The organism is Parazoarcus communis SWub3 = DSM 12120, assembly GCF_003226565.1.
GTDB lineage: Bacteria > Pseudomonadota > Gammaproteobacteria > Burkholderiales > Rhodocyclaceae > Parazoarcus > Parazoarcus communis.
This window is the reverse complement of record NZ_QKOE01000003.1, coordinates 35,563-52,703: the sequence shown is the minus strand read 5'-3', so window position 1 is coordinate 52,703 and position 17,141 is coordinate 35,563. Positions and strand designations below refer to the sequence as shown.

Here is a 17,141-nt window from a genome sequence, read left to right as displayed (position 1 = left end):
GCAAGGCCGGTCGATGACCGGCGTTGCGGGCTCAGTCGGCGTTGAGGGCCAGTTCAAACAACTCGCGCTTGAGCACGAACTGCTTGGGCAGGCGATCCTGCAGCTTGTCGAACCACTCCTTGTGAAGTTCGAGCTCCTGCTTCCAGGCGTCGGCGTCCACCTGGGTCAATGCATCGAATTCAGGCTTGCTGATCTCGGCGCCCGACCAGTCGAGGTCTTCGAAGCGCGGCATCCAGCCAAGGGTGGTTTCCTTGGCGGCGATACGACCCTTGCAGCGGTCGACGATCCACTTCAACACGCGCATGTTGTCGCCAAAGCCCGGCCACATGAACTCGCCCTTCTCGTTCATGCGGAACCAGTTCACGCAGAAGATCTTCGGGGTGTTCTCGACCACATGGCCCATCTTCAGCCAATGGTTGAAGTAGTCACCCATGTGATAGCCGCAGAAGGGCAGCATCGCGAACGGATCACGGCGGACCACCCCTTGCGCACCAAAGGCGGCTGCGGTGGTTTCGGAGCCGAGGGTGGCAGCCATGTAGACGCCGAAGTTCCAGTTGAAGGCCTGGTACACCAGCGGCACGGTCGTGGCACGGCGGCCTCCGAAGATGAAGGCCGAGATCGGCACGCCTTGCGGGTTTTCCCAGTTGTCGTCGATCGACGGGCACTGGTTGGCCGGCGCGGTGAAGCGGGCGTTGGGGTGGGCGGCCTTACGGCCGGTTTCCTTGGCGATCTCGGGTGTCCAGTCCTTGCCTTGCCAGTCGATCAGGTGGCTGGGGGCTTCCTTGCTCATGCCTTCCCACCACACGTCGCCATCGTCGGTCAGTGCGACGTTGGTGAAGATGACGTTTTCCTTCAGCGTGGCCATCGCGTTGAAATTGGTCTTTTCGGACGTGCCCGGAGCCACGCCGAAGAAGCCGGCTTCCGGGTTGATGGCGTAGAACTTGCCGTCCTTGCCTGGCTTGATCCAGGCAATGTCGTCGCCGACCGTGGTGATCTTCCAGCCGTCAAAGGACTTGGGCGGGATCAGCATGGCAAAGTTGGTCTTGCCGCAGGCCGACGGGAAAGCGGCCGCAACGTAGGTTTTCTCGCCTTCGGGGGATTCGACGCCGAGGATCAGCATGTGCTCGGCCAGCCAGCCTTCGTCGCGCGCCATGGTGGAGGCGATGCGCAGTGCAAAGCACTTCTTGCCCAGCAATGCGTTGCCACCGTAGCCCGAGCCGTAGGACCAGATCTCACGGGTTTCGGGGTAGTGCACAATGTACTTGGTGGTCGGGTTGCAGGGCCAGCGGCTGTCCTTCTCGCCATGGGCAAGCGGGGCGCCAACAGTGTGCACGCAGGGTACGAACTCGCCATCGGTGCCCAGCACGTCGAACACGGCCTTGCCCATGCGGGTCATGGTGCGCATGTTGACGACAACGTAAGGGCTGTCGGAGATTTCAATACCGATGTGAGCGATCGGCGAGCCCAGCGGACCCATCGAGAACGGCACCACGTACATGGTACGACCGTGCATGGCACCCTTGAACAGACCGTTCAGGGTCTCGCGCATGACCTTGGGATCTTCCCAGTTGTTGGTCGGGCCAGCGTCGCCCTTGTCCTGCGAGCAGATGAAGGTGCGATCTTCGACGCGGGCAACATCGGACGGGTCGGAGAAAGCGAGGTAGGAATTCTTGCGCTTTTCGGGATTGAGCTTGATCAGCATCCCGGATTCGACCATTTCACCGCACAGGCGGTCGTATTCTTCCTGCGAGCCGTCGCACCATACGACCCGATCCGGTTCGGTGAGGGCTGCGATTTCAGCGACCCACTTCTTCAGGCCTTCGTGGCGGACATAATCGGGTGCTGCAGCGAGTGCGGCGTCGGCGAAGCGTTGACTCATGGCGTAAAGCTCTCCAGGTTGCGGAAGCGAAACCGTTCCCCGTCGGTCGAGCCCGATCTGTCTCGAAAGGCCTTGCGGCCGGCGGGCAGCAGGCTTGCACAGCGCGGCGCAGTGCGCCGGGTTTATGCATCCTGCAATACGAGTTGCGGAAACTACTAGGGTTAACCGCAGTCGATGAAAGCCTAAGATTATGCCACGGGAGCACCCATCAGGAAAACAGCATGTAGCGGAAAGTTGCATTTCGTAATGTGAAAATCGATTTCACAGGAGTATGCTTCGTACCGTGAGCATCGGTGCTTTGGCTGCGGCGGCCTGGCCGACCCTTGTGCCCCCGACAAGAACCACAACATCTACGAGACGGAAGACAGACATGGATGAACTGATTCGCGCTGCGGCGCTCGACTACCACCGTTATCCGCGCCCGGGGAAAATCTCGGTAACGCCGACCAAGGTGCTCTCCAACCAGCGCGACCTGTCGCTGGCCTATTCGCCGGGGGTTGCCGCCGCATGCGACGCCATCGTCGAGGATCCGGCTGAAGCGGCCAACCTGACATCGCGCAGCAATCTGATCGGCGTCATCACCAACGGCACGGCAGTGCTCGGTCTGGGCAACATCGGCGCGCTTGCCGCCAAACCGGTGATGGAAGGCAAGGGGGTGCTGTTCAAGAAGTTCGCGGGCATCGATGTGTTCGACCTCGAGGTCGCCGAGCCCGACCCGGACAAGCTGATCGACATGATTGCTGCGCTGGAGCCCACGTTTGGCGGCATCAACCTTGAGGACATCAAGGCGCCGGAATGCTTCTACATCGAAAGCAAGCTGCGCGAGCGGATGAAGATTCCGGTCTTTCATGACGACCAGCACGGCACCGCCATCGTGGTGGGTGCTGCCATCCTCAACGGCCTGCAAATGCAGGGCAAGGACCTGAAGAAGGTCAAGCTGGTGACCTCCGGCGCGGGCGCCGCAGCGCTGGCCTGCCTGGGGCTGCTGGTTAAGCTGGGCGTGCCGGTCGAGAACATCTGGGTGACCGATCTCGAAGGTGTGGTCTATGAGGGGCGCACCGTGCTGATGGATCCGATCAAGGCGCGTTACGCCAAGAAGACCGATGCGCGCAAGCTGGCCGAGATCATCGAGGGGGCAGATGTCTTCCTTGGGCTGTCCGCCGGCGGCGTGCTCAAGGGCGAGATGGTGGCGAAGATGGCGGCCAGGCCGCTGATTCTGGCGCTGGCCAACCCGACGCCGGAGATCCTGCCGGAGGAAGTCAAGGCGGTGCGTGACGATGCGATCATCGCCACGGGTCGCTCGGACTATCCGAACCAGGTGAACAATGTGCTGTGCTTCCCGTTCATCTTCCGCGGTGCGCTGGATGTGGGGGCGACCACCATTACCGATGAGATGCAGCTTGCCGCGGTCAAGGCGATTGCTGAACTGGCGCGCGCCGAGCAAAGCGATATCGTTGCTGCAGCCTACGGTGAGAAGGTCAGCGGTTTCGGCTCCGAGTACATCATCCCGCGTCCCTTCGATCCGCGCCTGATCGTCAAGATTGCGCCGGCGGTCGCCGAGGCGGCAATGGCGTCGGGCGTGGCCACACGGCCGATCACCGACTGGGATGCTTACCGCGGGCAGTTGAACAACTTTGTGTGGCATTCCGGCATGCTGATGAAGCCGGTCTTCGCTGCCGCCAAGCGTGCCCCCAAGCGGATCATCTTTGCCGAGGGTGAGTCCGAGAAGGTGCTGCGGGCGGTGCAGACCGTGCTGGATGAGGGCATGGCGCGTCCGATCCTGATTGGTCGTCCGGAGGTGATTGCGCACAATGTCGAGCGCTTCGGTCTGCGCATGGAGGCTGAGCGTGACTTCGAGTTGGTGAACCCCGATTCGGATCCGCGCTTCAAGGAGTTGTGGCAGCACTACCATGAGCTGACCGAGCGCAAGGGGGTGTCGGTAGAGTATGCCAAGAAGGAAGTGCGTCGGCGTACGACGCTGATCGGGTCGCTGCTGCTCAAGTTCGGCTACGGCGATGGACTGATCTGCGGCACCTACGGCATGCACCGGCTGCATCTGGACTTTGTCGAGACCGTGCTGGGCCGTCGTGAAGGGGTCAACACCTGCTATACGCTCAATGTGCTGAGCCTGCCCGAGCGCACGCTGTTCCTGGCCGACACCTATGTAAACTACGATCCGACGCCGGAGCAGGTGGTCGAGATGACCCGCCTGGCGGCTGAGGAAATGCAGCGTTTCGGCGTCGAGCCGCGAATTGCGCTGCTGTCGCATTCGTCCTTCGGTTCGGCTGATTCGCCGACCGCCGAGAAAATGCGCACCGCGTTGCGCTTGCTGCATGAGCGCCATCCGGAGCTGCAGGTCGAGGGTGAGATGCACGGCGATTCGGCACTCGATGCCAGCCTGCGTACGCAGATCTTCCCCAATGCCCGCATGCGCGAGGATGCCAATCTGTTGATCTTCCCGACCCTGGATGCGGCCAACATCGCGTTCAATCTGTTGAAGAGTGCGGCAGGCGAGGGGATGACGGTGGGGCCCATCCTGTTGGGTGCGGCCAAACCGGTTCATATCCTGACGCCGTCGGCAACGGTGCGCCGTATCATCAACATGACCGCATTGACGGTCGTGGAGGCCGGTCAGAACGACTGATCGGGGGGCGACGCCCTTGCGCAAGCGCAAGGGCAGTTTCCACTGCCGCATGCCTGTGCCATGATGCCGCCAAAACAAGGAGGTGGCATGGCGCAGGAGGCGGGGCGTGCAGCGCTGGTGTTGACCGGTGGCGGCGCGCGGGCGGCATATCAGGTAGGCGTGCTTCAGGCCTTGAGGCACATCCGTGGCCCGCGGCCGGGCAACCCCTTTCCCATCCTGTGCGGCACGTCGGCTGGGGGCATCAATGCAGCAGCGCTGGCGGTTTATTCAGCCGACTTCAACATGGCGGTGCGCAAGGTTGCCTGGATCTGGCGCAATTTTCATGTCGACCAGGTCTATCGTGCGGATGCGCCTGCACTGATCGGTTCGGGGCTGCGCTGGGGCTCGGCCCTGATGACCGGGTGGGCTGTGCGACAAACGCCGCGAGCACTGCTCGACAATAGCCCCTTGCGCCGACTGTTGCTGCACACCCTGGATTTTTCGGCGATCGATCGCGCGATTGCCGCGGGTCATCTTCATGCGCTGAGCGTCACTGCTTCCGGCTATACCTCGGGTGAGAGTCTGGCGTTCTTTGCCGCGCATCCTTCGGTGCCGAACTGGCGTCGGACCCAGCGCCTTGGCGTGCGCGCCACCATTGGGGTTGATCACCTGCTGGCGTCCAGTGCCATTCCCTTCGTCTTTCCTGCCGTGCGCATCAATCGCGAGTACTTTGGCGATGGGTCGATGCGTCAACTGGCACCGGTCAGCCCCGCCATTCATCTGGGGGCCGATCGCATCCTGGTGATTGGTGCGGGCAGGCTGGCCGAGGAGGGGCGTCAGCGCACCGATGCCTACCCCTCGCCGGCGCAGATTGCCGGGCATGCGATGTCAAGCATCTTCCTTGATGGTCTGGCCGTCGATCTTGAGCGCATGGAGCGCATCAATGCGACGCTGAATGCATTTTCCGAGGCGCAGCGACAGGCTGCTGGTGTGCCCTTGAGACCGATCGAAACCCTGGTGATCTCTCCTTCCCAGCGACTCGATACCATGGCCGGACATCATCGTGAGTCGCTGCCCACGATGTTGCGCCTGGTGTTGCGCGGGGTTGGGGCCATGCGTCGTGAAGGCTCGACACTGCTTTCCTATCTGTTGTTCGAGCCGGGTTTCACCCGGGCGTTGATGGAGTTGGGTTTCGAAGACACCATGGCCCGGCGTGACGAAGTGGTGGCCTTCCTGCGTTTGTAAGCCGATGTAGCGGTGTGCGTATCCGGTTCAATCGCCGTAGCGGGCGATTTTTTTTCGGGTTTTACTTCAAAAAGTCTTGATATCTTCCTATTTTAGTTAAGAATTACGTGAAAGATTGTTACCAGCTGAGCCGATCCATGAAGCCCCGATTCCTAGTGCATGCACTTATTGCAACGGCATTGATTCACGTTGGTTCTCATGCCACGGCGGAGACGGCGGTGCGCAAGCCGGTCAAGGCAGAAGCCGTCAAGCCGGCGGCGAAAACGGCAAAGCCTGTGGCCAAGACCGCCAAGACTGCGAAGACATCACCGGCCAAGCCTGCTGCGCCCAAGAACAAGGTCGCTGCCAAGCCCGCGCCGAAGAAGGTGGTTGCGCGCCCCGCACCAGTGCAAACCCCAGCGGATGATGGCGGTGCGCTGGAACTTGATGCGCGCGGCAATCCGCTGTTGCGCTCAGCCGCTTTTTACGTCGCCAATCAGGCGACCGGTGAGGTCCTGCTCGAGAGGAACGGTAGCGCGGTGGTGCCGATTGCGTCGATCACCAAGCTGATGACCGCGATGGTGGTGCTTGAAGCGGGGCTGAGCCTGTCCGAAGAACTCGTCATCAATACCGAAGACATCGATCAGCTGAAGGGAACAGGGTCACGCCTTTCGCTGGGTACCCGCCTGACCCGCGAGGAAATGCTCCGGCTTGCGCTGATGTCGTCCGAAAACCGCGCAGCGTCGGCGCTTGGGCGTCACTACCCGGGCGGTTTGCGGGCTTTCGTCGATGCAATGAATGTCAAGGCCCGTCTGTTGGGGATGAGCGACACCCGCTTCCACGACAGCAGTGGCCTCAATCCGGCCAATGTCTCCAGCCCGCGAGATCTTGCCAGGCTGGTGACGGCGTCCGCGGGCTATCCGCTGATCCGTGAGTTTTCGACCACTCACGAGCGTCATGTCGAGATCAACGGGCGTCTGTTGCGCTTCGGTAATACCAATGCGTTGGTGCGGAGCCCGGATTGGGAAATCAGCGTGTCCAAGACCGGCTACATCAGCGAGGCCGGGCGCTGCCTGGTCATGCAGGCGTGGATGCATCAGCAGCCTGTCGTCATTGTGCTGATGGATTCGGCGGGTCGCTATACCCGTACGGCCGACGCACAACGTGTACGCAAGTGGCTGGACCTGCAGGCGGCAGAGCGTGTCGCAGCAGGGCCGAAGGCCCGCCAGGGCTGACCTGTTTGAGTGGCCGGCCCGCGAACGGGCCGCCATGCTGTCTGGCGATGCACTCTGGTGCAGTCTTCAGCGCAGTGCGCCCGGGTGCAGTTTGCCGATATAGCCGAGTGCGCGTGAGATCTCGTCTGCCGTGTCGCGTACCAGCGGAGCCCAGTCCGGATTGAAGCGCTCGGAGGGCGTCGATAGCGACAAGCCGGCAACCAGCTCTCCACTGTCGTCTCGAATGCCTGCGGCAATGCAGCGCACGCCGGCCTCGACTTCATCCAGGTCGAACGCCACGGCATGGCGACGAACCTTGTCCAGCTCTTTCTCCAGTCCGGGCAGCGTGGTGATCGATTCCGGCGTGGAGGGGGGCAGGCCAGTGCGGCGGGCGTAATCCCTGACCTTGTCGTTGCCATCCTCGACCAGAAAGAGCTTGCCGGTTGCGGTGGTGTGTAGCGGCGCGCGGGCGCCGACGATATGAACCACACGCACCGACGAGCGGCCGCTGGAGGTGCGCTCGACGTAGACGATCTCGTCCCCGGCGCGGATACCCAGGTTGACGCTTTCTCCCGTTGCCGCATGCAGCTTCAGCATGGCAGGCATGGCGGTTTCACGCAGCGAGATGCGCGACTTCACCAGGCTGCCGAGTTCCAGCAGGCGGATACCCAGGCGGTAGACGCCGTTGTCCGATCGGTCGACGAAACCGCTTTGCGTCATGGCGCCCAGGATGCGGTGTGCCGTCGAAGGATGCAGACCGGTCTCCAGTGCCAGTTGCTTGAGCGGCACAGGATCGGGGTGCATCGAGAGGGTGTCGAGCAACTTCATCATGCGCTCGATCACCTGGATGGGATTCTTCGCCTCCGCGGCGGGGGCTTCGTCGATCTTTCGGGTTGACACGTGGACCTGGTCGGAATTTTGGGAGACGTATCAATAGTAACCGTGCGGCTCGATTTCGCCTAGTGAAATGCAATGGCGAAAAATCAGCGCCTGCGGGCGGGCTGGAGCATACTGCAGCATCTGTGCATGGAATACTTTTTGCTCAGGTTCACGGTGCTCAAAACCCGTATTGCCGTCGTTTGCGGCCGATCCGTATAGGTCGAGGGCGCGCCTGCGGATATACTTTTGCGCAAACCTGCCCGGCGTGCCCGGGTTGTTTTTTGTTCTGCCCTCGCGTGGGGTGTGATCCTGACTGCCGGATGATCTGATGAGCCTGGTTCTGATCGTGCTGTTGCCCTTCATTGGCGCCTTGTTCCCTGCGCTGATGATCCGTGCCGGGCGCAACGCCTGTGCGACGACAACCTTTATCGCGTCGCTGCTGGCTTTCGTGCTGCTGTTGTCGCATGCGCCCGCGGTATTTCGCGGTGAGGTGGTGCAGGCAGGGTGGGACTGGCTGCCAGCGCTCGGTTTGAACATCAATTTCTTCCTCGACGGCCTGGGTTTCTTCTTCGCAGGGCTGATCCTCGGCATCGGCCTGCTGATCATCGTCTATGCACGTTTCTACCTGTCCAAGGACGACCCGATGGGTAGCTTCTACACCTACCTGTTGCTGTTCCAGGGTGCAATGGTGGGGATCGTGCTGTCGGACAACATCCTGTTGCTGTTGATCTTCTGGGAGCTCACCAGCTTGTCGTCCTTCCTGCTGATCGGCTACTGGAAGCATCTGCCGGCTGGTCGGCAAGGGGCACGCATGGCCCTGACGGTGACGGGTGCGGGCGGGTTGGCAATGATTGCCGGAATGCTGATCCTGGGTGAGATTGTCGGCTCCTACGACCTGAGCGTGATCTTGCAGAACGGAGAGCTCATTCAGGCCTCGCCGCTGTACCTGCCGGCACTGGTGCTGATCCTTGCCGGCTGCTTCACCAAGTCGGCTCAGTTCCCGTTCCATTTCTGGCTGCCACATGCGATGGCTGCACCGACGCCAGTGTCCGCCTACCTGCACTCGGCCACCATGGTGAAGGCCGGGTTGTTCCTGATGGCGCGCATGTGGCCGGCGCTGGCGGGCACTGATGCCTGGTTCTACATTGTTGCCACCACGGGGCTGATCACCATGTTGATCGGGGCCTTCATCGCCCTGTTCAAGGACGACCTGAAGGGGCTGCTGGCTTTTTCGACCGTCAGTCATCTTGGCCTGGTGACCATGCTGCTCGGGCTCGGTACGCCGATGGCGGCAACTGCGGCAGTGTTCCACATCCTCAATCACGCGACCTTCAAGGCGGCGCTGTTCATGAATGCCGGCATCGTCGATCACGAGGCTGGTACCCGTGATATCAAGCGCCTGGGAGGCCTGCTGCATCTGATGCCGGTCACCGCCACGCTGGCGATGGTGGCGGCGGCGTCGATGGCCGGGTTTCCGCCGCTGAACGGTTTTCTGTCGAAGGAGATGATGCTGCATGAGGTGGCCGACACCACCTGGGGTGGGCAGGGCTGGCTGATGGGCCTGCTCGCCACGATTGCGGCCTGCTTCTCGGTGGCCTATTCGCTGCGTTACATCGTGCATGTGTTCTTTGGCCCGCAACGCACTGACTATCCGCATCCGCCTCATGATCCGCCTGCAGGCATGTGGTTGCCGTCCGCGCTGCTGGTGGTGCTGGTGGTGTTGATTGGCTTGTTTCCCGATACGGTGGCCGGACCGCTGGTGGCCGTGGTCGCGCGGGCGGTGACCGGGGGTGAGGTGCTCGATTACCACCTGGCGATGTGGCACGGTTTTACCCCCGCGCTGGGCATGAGCGCCATTGCGGTCGTTGTTGGCGCATTGCTGCTGATGCGCTATCGCACGGTGCGTGCAGTCTGGCAGGCGGGTCCGCATCCGGAGGCCAAGGCCGGGTTCGAGGCGGTGATTGGTGGCCTGGTCACGACTGCGCGCGAGCTGATCCATGGCATGCACAACGGATCGCTGCAGCGTTACCTCGGGGTGATGATCGCGGCCATGCTGGCGCTGGGCGTGAGCGCGTACTTTTCGTCGCCTTCTGCGCCCGGTAGCCGCGAACTGCTGCCCGCCACGCCGGTGGCAGTAGCGGCCTGGCTGCTGCTGGTCGGTGCCTGCGTCTCGGTGGTGCTGCAGCACCATCAGCGGCTGCAGGCCTTGCTGACGGTGGGCGTGGTCGGGCTGATGGTGTCGATCGGCTTCGTCTATCTGTCGGCCCCCGATCTGGCGCTGACCCAGATTTCGGTTGAGGTGGTGACCGTGATCCTGATGCTGCTGGCGCTGAACTTCCTGCCCAAGCACACACCGGCGGAGCCGGGACGTGGACGCCACCTGCGCGACGGCCTGCTGGCTGTTGGCGCCGGTCTGGGGGTGGGTGCGGCGGCCTGGGCGGTGCTTACGCGCGATGCCGAAACCCTGTCGGGCTACTACCTCGAGCAGTCGGTACCGGGTGGAGGTGGTACCAACGTGGTCAACGTCATCCTGGTGGATTTCCGCGGCTTTGATACGTTTGGCGAGATCGTCGTGCTGGGGGTTGCGGCGTTGGCCATCTTCGCCTTGCTTGACGGGGCGCTGCACGGTGCGGCTGCGCGGCGGATTGCCGGCTGGGTGCCGGATCAGCCTCGTGCCGCCGATCGCCATCCGATGATGCTGGCCGTGGCGACCCGGGTGATGCTGCCGCTGGCATTGATGGTGGGGTTCTACATCTTCCTGCGCGGGCACAATGTGCCGGGTGGGGGGTTCATCGCCGGCCTGGTGGTGGCCATCGCGCTGATCGTGCAGTACATGGCCAGTGGCTTTGGCTGGGCTGCGCAGCGCATGAAGCTCGACTACCACGGCATGATCGGTTGGGGCGTATTGATCGCCGCGATGACCGGGCTGGGGGCCTGGGTGGTGGGGCATCCCTTCCTGACCAGCACGATGTGGCACTTTGAGCTGCCTTTGATCGGCGAGATCCATGTGGCTTCGGCCATGTTCTTCGATACCGGCGTCTTCCTCGTCGTGGTTGGTGCGACCATGCTGGCGCTGGCCAACCTGTCCCGACTCGGCCGTCGCGCCGAGAGTCTGCCGGTCAACGCCGGCCCGATGGATGTCGATCCCTCGCTCGATCGCACCGTGGAGAATTAACATGGAGTTCCTGCTCGCCAGTGCAGTGGGGGTGATGACTGCTGCAGGGGTGTATCTGTTGTTGAGGGCACGCACCTTTACCGTAGTGCTGGGCCTGACCTTGTTGTCGTATGCGACCAATGTCTTCCTGTTTGCGATGGGTCGGCTAGCCATTGATCGGCCACCGGTCATTGCTGCAGATGCGAGCGCGTATTCCGACCCCTTGCCGCAGGCGCTGGTGTTGACCGCGATCGTGATCTCCTTCGGCATGACTGCCGTGGCTGTGGTGATGGCCTTGCGCAGCTTCCTGGAGAGCGGCGATGACCTCGGCGCAATGACGCCGTCGTCGGGTACGCCGGCTCAGATGGTGGCCGAGGTCGGGGAGAGCAGCCGATGAATCACTGGATCATCCTGCCCATCCTGCTGCCTGCGGTGATGGCACCCATCCTGGTGCTGGCTGCCCGTCATGATCTGGTGCTCGCGCGGGTGCTTTCGATGGCTGCTGCCGTGCTGATGCTGGTGCTGGCTGCGGCGCTGCTGGTGTCGGCATCGGTCCAGCCACCTCAGATGTACGCACTGGGCGACTGGCCGGCGCCGTTCGGTATCGTGCTGGTCCTTGATCGACTGTCCGCGCTGATGCTGGTGCTGGCGGCGCTACTGTCCCTCATCGTGCTGCTTTATGCGCTTGGAGGGTGGGACGGCCGGGGTCGTCACTTTCATGCCTTGTGGCAGTTCCAGTTGATGGGCATTAATGGTGCCTTCCTCACGGGTGACTTCTTCAACCTGTTCGTCTTCTTCGAGGTCCTGCTGATCGCCTCCTACGGCCTCATGGTGCACGGCGGCGGGGCGTTGAGGGTGCGCGCCGGGGTGCAGTACGTGGTGGTGAACCTGGTGGGATCGTCGCTGTTCCTGATTGCCGTGGGGCTCATCTACAGCGTGACTGGCACGCTCAACATGGCAGATCTGGCCGGGCGGGTGGTGGAGGTTGCCGATGGTGACCGCGCCATCCTGCACACCGGTGCGCTGCTGTTGCTGATGGTGTTTGGTATCAAGGCTGCGCTGGTGCCGGTGCATTTCTGGCTGCCTGGCACCTATGGCAATGCTGCTGCACCGGTGGCCGCCCTGTTTGCGATCATGACCAAGGTGGGCGCCTATTCCATTTTGCGGCTGTTTCCGCTGGCCTTTGGTGAGGGGGCCGGGTTGTCCTCCGGTCTGGCCGTGCCCTGGTTGCTGCCGGCTGCGCTGCTTACCCTGGCGCTGGGGATGATCGGTGTGCTCGCTGCGCGCAGCCTGACCCAGCTTGCCAGCTTTGCGGTGATCGGCTCCATGGGCACCTTGATGACCGCGGTGGGATTGTTTTCGCCGCAGGCCACGAGTGCCGCGCTGTACTACCTGCTGCATTCGACGCTGGCGGCAGCGGTGCTGTTCCTGATTGCCGGTGAAGTCTCGGTGCGTCGTGCCTGTGGCGACCGTCTGGCGCCTGGGGAGGGCTTTGCCGATCGCGGGCTGCTGGCGGCGTTCTTCTTTGTTGCAGCGATTGCACTCTGTGGCATGCCGCCGCTGTCGGGCTTCCTTGGCAAGCTGATGATCCTCGACAGTGCGCGTGGCGCATCGAATGCGGTATGGATCTGGGCAGTGATCCTAGTGTCTTCCTTGCTTTGCATCATTGGTTTTGGACGAGCCGGTAGTACCGTGTTCTGGAAGACCGACCCCGCGGCGCCAGCCCTGGCGGTGGATGTGCCAGGCAGCCGGCGTCGGCCGGTGTTGCCGCTGGTTTCGATCGGAACGCTGCTGGCCGCACTGGTGTTGCTGACCGCATTCGCCGGACCCTTGATGGGCTGGATCGAGCAGGCTGCCACGCAGATCTATCAGCCCGAACGCTATATCGATGCGGTAATGGGCGAGGCGGGAGGGTACGAATGATGGCGCACGATGCACAGACCCGGCAGGCGCGCAGCTGGCTGCCGCACCCCTTGATGACCGTGCTGTTGATCCTGATCTGGATCCTGCTGCAGAACAGTTTCAGTCTGGGCAATCTTCTGCTGGGTGTCGTCCTCGGCGTGTTGTTCCCGCTGATGACGGCCAGCTTCTGGCCTGACCGGCCGCACATCCGCAACTATGGCAAGGCCGTCGTCTACTTTCTGGTCGTGATCGGCGACATCGTCACCGCCAACATCCAGGTCGCCCGGCTGATCCTGTTCGCGCGGGTGTCATCGCTGCAGCCGCGCTGGTTGTGCGTGCCGCTGGCCTTGACCCGGCCAGAGGCAATCACGCTGCTTGCCGGCACGGTCACGATGACGCCGGGTACGGTCAGCTGCGACCTGTCGGCGGATGGTCGCCACCTGTTGGTGCATTGTCTGGATGAGCCCGACCCGGAAGCGGCCGTGCGTCGCATCAAGATGCGCTACGAGGCACGCTTGATGGAGATATTCGAATGATCGAACATGCACTGACCTTCGCATTCAGCGCGATTTCGCTCGCCCTGTTGATGAACCTGTGGTCGGTGGTGCGCGGTCCGAGCATCCTCGACCGCGTGCTGGCGATCGACACCATGGTGATCAACGTCATCGCCCTGATCATCCTGTACGGCATCAGCGAGCGCACTCCGGTGTATTTCGAGGCGGCGCTGATCTTTGCCATGTTCGGCTTTGTCTCTACTGTCGCCTACGCTAAGTTCGTGCTGCGTGGCGACATCATCGAATAGGGAGTGGTGGCACCATGTCCATTCTGGCCGAAGCCATTGTTTCTGCACTGATCATCATTGGCGCGGTATTCCTGCTGGTGGGCTCATGGGGCATGATCCGCATGCCTGAACTGATGACCCGCCTGCATGCGCCGACCAAGGCCACCACCTTGGGGGTGGGTGGCACGCTGCTGGCGTCCATCGCTTATTTTCTGGCAGCGGAAGGCGTGTTCTCGATTCACGAGTTGCTGATTTCGATGTTCCTCTTCCTGTCGGCGCCGATCACCGCGCATTTCCTGGCCAAGGCCTACATGCACAGTCGTTTGAAGGCGGGCGAATTGCCCCGCCCGGATGGCAAGGGCTGGAGCACCTACGACAAGCCGGCCGGCGTCGAATCGGGTGAGGCCCCGCCGCGCGACACCCTTTGAGTCAGCCCCTGCCCTCAGTTGGCGTGCGGTCTTCGGCCTGCTGCTCCGCCAGCGCATCGCCAAGGCGTCCGGTCCTGGGTTTGTAGCCTGCGCGGTGAGCCGCGCGCGACACCGCATGTGCGGCCAGCGGGGCGGTTGCAAGCAGCACCAGTACCGCAAAAAGTGCTTCCAGCGCCATCTCGCCGCTGCTTGCGGTGGCCACGCCGGCAAGCACCAGCGCAGCGCCCAGTGAGCCCGCCTTGCTTGCCGAGTGCATCCGGCTATAACTGTCGGGCAACCGTAGCAGTCCGATTGCGCCGATCAGGCAGAGCAGCGTGCCTGCCAGGATAAGGCCGCTGGCGATCAGGCCGAGCAGGGTCTGGGTCATGATCCGGCGTCCTCCTTGATATGGGACTCAGGTGGCGACGCAGGCTCACGTGTCCTGAACATCAGCATGAAGGCAGTGGTGCCGATGAAGGACACCAGCGCAAGCACCACCGCCGCGTCCAGCATCACCGCCTGGCGCGTATGGAGCGCAAACAGGCCCAGTACCGCCGCGCCCAGCAAGGTCAGGGCGTCGATTGCCACCACCCGGTCAGGACCGGTGGGGCCGCGTAGCAGGCGCACCATGATCAGTGCGGCGCTGATGCCCTGCAGCGCGAACGCCAGTGGGATGACCCAGCCTGCGCCGGCCAGTTCGAAGCTCATGCTGCATCCTCCTCGGTGAGTCCGGCGTCGATCCACCTCAGCAAGCGGCTTTCGATCGCACGCACGCCCTGTTCGATGTCGTCCGCTGTGTCGGCGTCAAGCGCGTGCACATACATCAGTTGGGCGTCACTGTCGTAATCGAGTGCGAGGGTGCCGGGCGTCAAGGTCAGAAGGGCGCCGATCAGGGTGGCGATCGCATCGTCTGCGCGCTGCAGCCTGACGGCGACCACGGCGGGCCGGGTGGCGACACGTCTGCGCAGCACCAGACGTGCGACATCGAAACTGGCCTTGAACACCTCGCCGATGAACCACAGCACGAAGCGGAAGCCGTAGTCCACCCGCAGGGCGTAGCGGCGGATGCCGAACAGATTGCCGGAAAGCCGCAGTACGCCGAACACGATGATGAAGGCCGCGAGCATACCGAGCGGACTCAGCATGTCGGCGAAGGCCGCGAGCCCGAAGGCGAGGGCAAGATGAAGCAGTGCCATGGTCATCGTCCTCCACTGCCCAGCACGGCATCGATATAGTGTCTGGGACTGGCAAGCTGATCCGCCGCCGCCGTGGCAAAGTCCATCACCGGACCGGCGCCAAGGCCGATGGCCACCGTGATTGCCGCAAGGCCTGCTGCTGCCCACCAAGCAGGTGCCTGGCCGGTGATCTTGCGGTGACCGTCAGCGCCTTGTGGGTGCGCCTTCAGGAAGGCCTCGTTCCAGATCTTGCTCATCGACAGCAGGGTGAAGATGCCGGTCAGCAGCGCGATTCCGACCGCGATCCAGGCGCCGGTCTCGAGGCCTGCCCGTACCAGCACGAACTTCGCCCAGAAACCCGACAGTGGCGGGATGCCTGCCAGCGACAGCGCCGGGATGGCAAACATCAGCGCCAGCCAGGGGGCACGGGCATACAGCCCACCCATTGCCGGTAGGCGTTCGGAGCCCGTCATGCGCGCTGCGATGCCGCCAATGAAGAACAGGTTGGCCTTCACCACGATGTGATGGATCAGGTAGAACACCGCACCCGCCAGCGCCAGCGGTGTGGCCAGTGCCAGACCAAGCACCATGTAGCCCACCTGGCTGACGATGTGAAAGGACAGGATGCGCCGTACCTCGGTCTGTGCGGCGGCACCGAGCACACCGATCAACATCGTGGCGCAGGCGACCCACAACAGAACGTCGTGCACCAGTCCGGCGTCGGGCCACAACAGGGTGACGAGCCGGATCAGCGCGTACACGCCGACCTTGGTCAGCAGCCCGGCAAACAGCGCCGACACCGGCGTCCAGGCCACGTGATAGGACGCCGGCAGCCAGCCGAAAACAGGGAACAGTGCGGCCTTGATCGAGAACGCGAGCAGCATCAGCACCAGCGGTGCCTGCACCCCGGGGGGAACGTTGCCGGCAGCGAACAGAGCGGCCAGTTCCGCCATATTCAGCGTACCGGCGCTACCGTATACCAGGCCGGCGGCAAGCAGGAACAGCAGGGTGGCGATCAGGTTCAGGATCACATAGACCACGGTGCCTGCCATCCGGCGCTTGTCGCCGCCCAGCGCGATCAGTGCAAAGGAGCCGACCAGCAGCACCTCGAACCAGACGTAAAGGTTGAACACGTCACCGGTAATGAAGGCACCGCAAACGCCCACCAGCAGGCCATGTGTCAGCAGATGGAAGTCCCGTCCACGTGCCGGATCGCTGTCACGAGCCTGCGCATACAGAACAGTAGCGGTGGCAATGACCCCGGTAATCGCCACCATCGCAGCCGACAGCCGGTCCACGACCAGCGTGATGCCATAGGGGGCGGCCCAACCGCCCATCTGGCTGACCAGGATGTCTCCGCGGCCGGCATGGACGACCAGCATCAGCCCGACCAGCATCAGCCCGATCGCACCGAGCAGGCTCAGCGCGGCGCAGGCCCGATGGCTGGCTCGGGTCAGCAGACAGGCGACCAGCGTGCCCAGCGGCAACAGCAAGGGCGCGACGAGAAGCAGGTGAGGGCTTGAAGTCATCACGACGTCTTCTCATCCAGGTTGGGGGCAGGCGCTTCGGCTACCTCGGTGACGCGGTCGGTTGCGGTACTGCGATGTCGCTCCCAGGTGCGCCGGAGCACGGCCAGCGCGAACACGAACAGGGAGAAGCCGATGACGATTGCGGTCAGGACCAGGGCTTGTGGCAGGGGGTTGCCCGCGAATTCGGGCACCCCGTTGGCCGAGACGAAGGCTGCGGCACGGTTGTCCAGGCGGCCCGCGGTCAGGACCGCCATGTTGATGCTGTTGCCAAGCAGCACGATGCCCAGCACGACCCGCACCAGATTGCGGTCCAGCAGCAGCCAGACGCCAATGCTGGCAAGCAGGCCGGCGGTGACAGCAGCGACGATCTCCAT

General features: G+C 63.0%; 17 protein-coding genes. 9 read left to right on the top strand and 8 right to left on the bottom strand.

The window, feature by feature from the left end; genetic code table 11:
- Window positions 1–31: 31 nt before the first annotated feature.
- A complete protein-coding gene (locus DNK49_RS05615; RefSeq protein ID WP_110523358.1) occupies window positions 32–1,879 on the bottom strand; it encodes a phosphoenolpyruvate carboxykinase (GTP) in 1,848 nt (615 codons plus the stop codon).
- 370 nt (window positions 1,880–2,249) lie between these two features.
- Here DNK49_RS05615 and DNK49_RS05610 point away from each other — a divergent pair, with 370 nt between their 5' ends.
- From DNK49_RS05610 to pbpG, 3 genes are all read left to right on the top strand, one after another.
- Entirely contained in the window at window positions 2,250–4,523 is a 2,274-nt protein-coding gene (locus DNK49_RS05610) for an NADP-dependent malic enzyme (protein ID WP_110523357.1), read from the top strand.
- Window positions 4,524–4,610: 87 nt separating this feature from the next.
- Complete coding sequence (locus DNK49_RS05605) at window positions 4,611–5,747, top strand: patatin-like phospholipase family protein (RefSeq protein WP_110523356.1); 1,137 nt, start codon at window positions 4,611–4,613, stop codon at window positions 5,745–5,747.
- Between the two features lie 137 nt (window positions 5,748–5,884).
- Window positions 5,885–6,961 carry a D-alanyl-D-alanine endopeptidase gene (gene pbpG / locus DNK49_RS05600; protein WP_110523355.1) on the top strand — a complete coding sequence of 359 codons (1,077 nt, stop codon included), beginning with the start codon at window positions 5,885–5,887 and terminating at the stop codon, window positions 6,959–6,961.
- Between the two features lie 66 nt (window positions 6,962–7,027).
- On the opposite strand, the gene DNK49_RS05595 is transcribed toward pbpG, so the two are convergent.
- Both DNK49_RS05595 and DNK49_RS23910 read right to left on the bottom strand, forming a co-directional pair.
- On the bottom strand, window positions 7,028–7,840 hold the full coding sequence (locus DNK49_RS05595) for an IclR family transcriptional regulator (RefSeq protein WP_207806898.1): 813 nt from the start codon (window positions 7,838–7,840) through the stop codon (window positions 7,028–7,030).
- Between the two features lie 30 nt (window positions 7,841–7,870).
- A complete protein-coding gene (locus tag DNK49_RS23910; RefSeq protein ID WP_133255091.1) occupies window positions 7,871–8,182 on the bottom strand; it encodes a hypothetical protein in 312 nt (103 codons plus the stop codon).
- On the opposite strand from DNK49_RS23910, the gene DNK49_RS05590 reads away from it, so the two are divergent.
- The 6 genes from DNK49_RS05590 to DNK49_RS05565 are packed head-to-tail and all read left to right on the top strand — an operon-like array spanning window position 8,148 to window position 14,084.
- Window positions 8,148–10,994, top strand: coding sequence for a monovalent cation/H+ antiporter subunit A (locus DNK49_RS05590; protein WP_110523354.1), 2,847 nt, complete (start codon window positions 8,148–8,150; stop codon window positions 10,992–10,994). The genes DNK49_RS23910 and DNK49_RS05590 overlap by 35 nt on opposite strands.
- Before the next feature lies 1 nt (window position 10,995).
- Window positions 10,996–11,370 carry a Na+/H+ antiporter subunit C gene (locus tag DNK49_RS05585; RefSeq protein WP_110523353.1) on the top strand — a complete coding sequence of 125 codons (375 nt, stop codon included), beginning with the start codon at window positions 10,996–10,998 and terminating at the stop codon, window positions 11,368–11,370.
- Window positions 11,367–12,896 (top strand): monovalent cation/H+ antiporter subunit D, encoded by a 1,530-nt coding sequence (locus DNK49_RS05580; protein WP_110523352.1) that lies wholly within the window; start codon window positions 11,367–11,369, stop codon window positions 12,894–12,896. The genes DNK49_RS05585 and DNK49_RS05580 overlap by 4 nt, the downstream gene beginning before the upstream one ends.
- Window positions 12,893–13,411: a Na+/H+ antiporter subunit E gene (locus DNK49_RS05575; protein WP_110523351.1), complete on the top strand. Its 519-nt coding sequence runs from the start codon at window positions 12,893–12,895 to the stop codon at window positions 13,409–13,411. The genes DNK49_RS05580 and DNK49_RS05575 overlap by 4 nt, the downstream gene beginning before the upstream one ends.
- Window positions 13,408–13,677, top strand: coding sequence for a K+/H+ antiporter subunit F (locus tag DNK49_RS05570; RefSeq protein WP_110523350.1), 270 nt, complete (start codon window positions 13,408–13,410; stop codon window positions 13,675–13,677). Before DNK49_RS05575 ends, DNK49_RS05570 begins: the two co-directional genes overlap by 4 nt.
- 14 nt (window positions 13,678–13,691) lie before the next feature.
- The gene (locus DNK49_RS05565; RefSeq protein ID WP_110523349.1) at window positions 13,692–14,084 is read left to right on the top strand and encodes a Na+/H+ antiporter subunit G; all 393 of its coding nucleotides are present in this window, start codon (window positions 13,692–13,694) and stop codon (window positions 14,082–14,084) included.
- Window position 14,085: 1 nt separating this feature from the next.
- Here the strand turns inward: DNK49_RS05565 and mnhG are convergent, their stop codons facing one another.
- The 5 genes from mnhG to DNK49_RS05540 are packed head-to-tail and all read right to left on the bottom strand — an operon-like array spanning window position 14,086 to window position 17,141.
- The gene (gene mnhG / locus DNK49_RS05560) at window positions 14,086–14,451 is read right to left on the bottom strand and encodes a monovalent cation/H(+) antiporter subunit G (protein WP_110523348.1); all 366 of its coding nucleotides are present in this window, start codon (window positions 14,449–14,451) and stop codon (window positions 14,086–14,088) included.
- Window positions 14,448–14,771, bottom strand: a complete 324-nt coding sequence (locus DNK49_RS05555) for an MrpF/PhaF family protein (protein WP_110523347.1) — start codon at window positions 14,769–14,771, stop codon at window positions 14,448–14,450. Before DNK49_RS05555 ends, mnhG begins: the two co-directional genes overlap by 4 nt.
- Entirely contained in the window at window positions 14,768–15,259 is a 492-nt protein-coding gene (locus DNK49_RS05550; RefSeq protein WP_110523620.1) for a Na+/H+ antiporter subunit E, read from the bottom strand. The genes DNK49_RS05555 and DNK49_RS05550 overlap by 4 nt, the downstream gene beginning before the upstream one ends.
- A gap of 2 nt (window positions 15,260–15,261) precedes the next feature.
- Complete coding sequence (locus DNK49_RS05545) at window positions 15,262–16,767, bottom strand: proton-conducting transporter transmembrane domain-containing protein (protein ID WP_110523346.1); 1,506 nt, start codon at window positions 16,765–16,767, stop codon at window positions 15,262–15,264.
- The gene (locus tag DNK49_RS05540; RefSeq protein WP_110523345.1) at window positions 16,767–17,141 is read right to left on the bottom strand and encodes a sodium:proton antiporter; all 375 of its coding nucleotides are present in this window, start codon (window positions 17,139–17,141) and stop codon (window positions 16,767–16,769) included. Before DNK49_RS05540 ends, DNK49_RS05545 begins: the two co-directional genes overlap by 1 nt.

Bases quoted from the DNA above. Each gene is read 5' to 3' on its own strand.
- DNK49_RS05545 (WP_110523346.1), bottom strand. From the start codon at position 16,767: ATGACTTCAAGCCCTCACCTGCTTCTCGTCGCGCCCTTGCTGTTGCCG.
- DNK49_RS05540 (WP_110523345.1), bottom strand. From the start codon at position 17,141: ATGGAGATCGTCGCTGCTGTCACCGCCGGCCTGCTTGCCAGCATTGGC.
- mnhG (WP_110523348.1), bottom strand. From the start codon at position 14,451: ATGACCCAGACCCTGCTCGGCCTGATCGCCAGCGGCCTTATCCTGGCA.
- DNK49_RS05555 (WP_110523347.1), bottom strand. From the start codon at position 14,771: ATGAGCTTCGAACTGGCCGGCGCAGGCTGGGTCATCCCACTGGCGTTC.
- pbpG (WP_110523355.1), top strand. From the start codon at position 5,885: ATGAAGCCCCGATTCCTAGTGCATGCACTTATTGCAACGGCATTGATT.
- DNK49_RS05570 (WP_110523350.1), top strand. From the start codon at position 13,408: ATGATCGAACATGCACTGACCTTCGCATTCAGCGCGATTTCGCTCGCC.
- DNK49_RS05580 (WP_110523352.1), top strand. From the start codon at position 11,367: ATGAATCACTGGATCATCCTGCCCATCCTGCTGCCTGCGGTGATGGCA.
- DNK49_RS05610 (WP_110523357.1), top strand. From the start codon at position 2,250: ATGGATGAACTGATTCGCGCTGCGGCGCTCGACTACCACCGTTATCCG.
- DNK49_RS05550 (WP_110523620.1), bottom strand. From the start codon at position 15,259: ATGGCACTGCTTCATCTTGCCCTCGCCTTCGGGCTCGCGGCCTTCGCC.
- DNK49_RS05565 (WP_110523349.1), top strand. From the start codon at position 13,692: ATGTCCATTCTGGCCGAAGCCATTGTTTCTGCACTGATCATCATTGGC.
- DNK49_RS05615 (WP_110523358.1), bottom strand. From the start codon at position 1,879: ATGAGTCAACGCTTCGCCGACGCCGCACTCGCTGCAGCACCCGATTAT.
- DNK49_RS23910 (WP_133255091.1), bottom strand. From the start codon at position 8,182: ATGAAGGGCAACAGCACGATCAGAACCAGGCTCATCAGATCATCCGGC.
- DNK49_RS05585 (WP_110523353.1), top strand. From the start codon at position 10,996: ATGGAGTTCCTGCTCGCCAGTGCAGTGGGGGTGATGACTGCTGCAGGG.
- DNK49_RS05590 (WP_110523354.1), top strand. From the start codon at position 8,148: ATGAGCCTGGTTCTGATCGTGCTGTTGCCCTTCATTGGCGCCTTGTTC.
- DNK49_RS05575 (WP_110523351.1), top strand. From the start codon at position 12,893: ATGATGGCGCACGATGCACAGACCCGGCAGGCGCGCAGCTGGCTGCCG.
- DNK49_RS05605 (WP_110523356.1), top strand. From the start codon at position 4,611: ATGGCGCAGGAGGCGGGGCGTGCAGCGCTGGTGTTGACCGGTGGCGGC.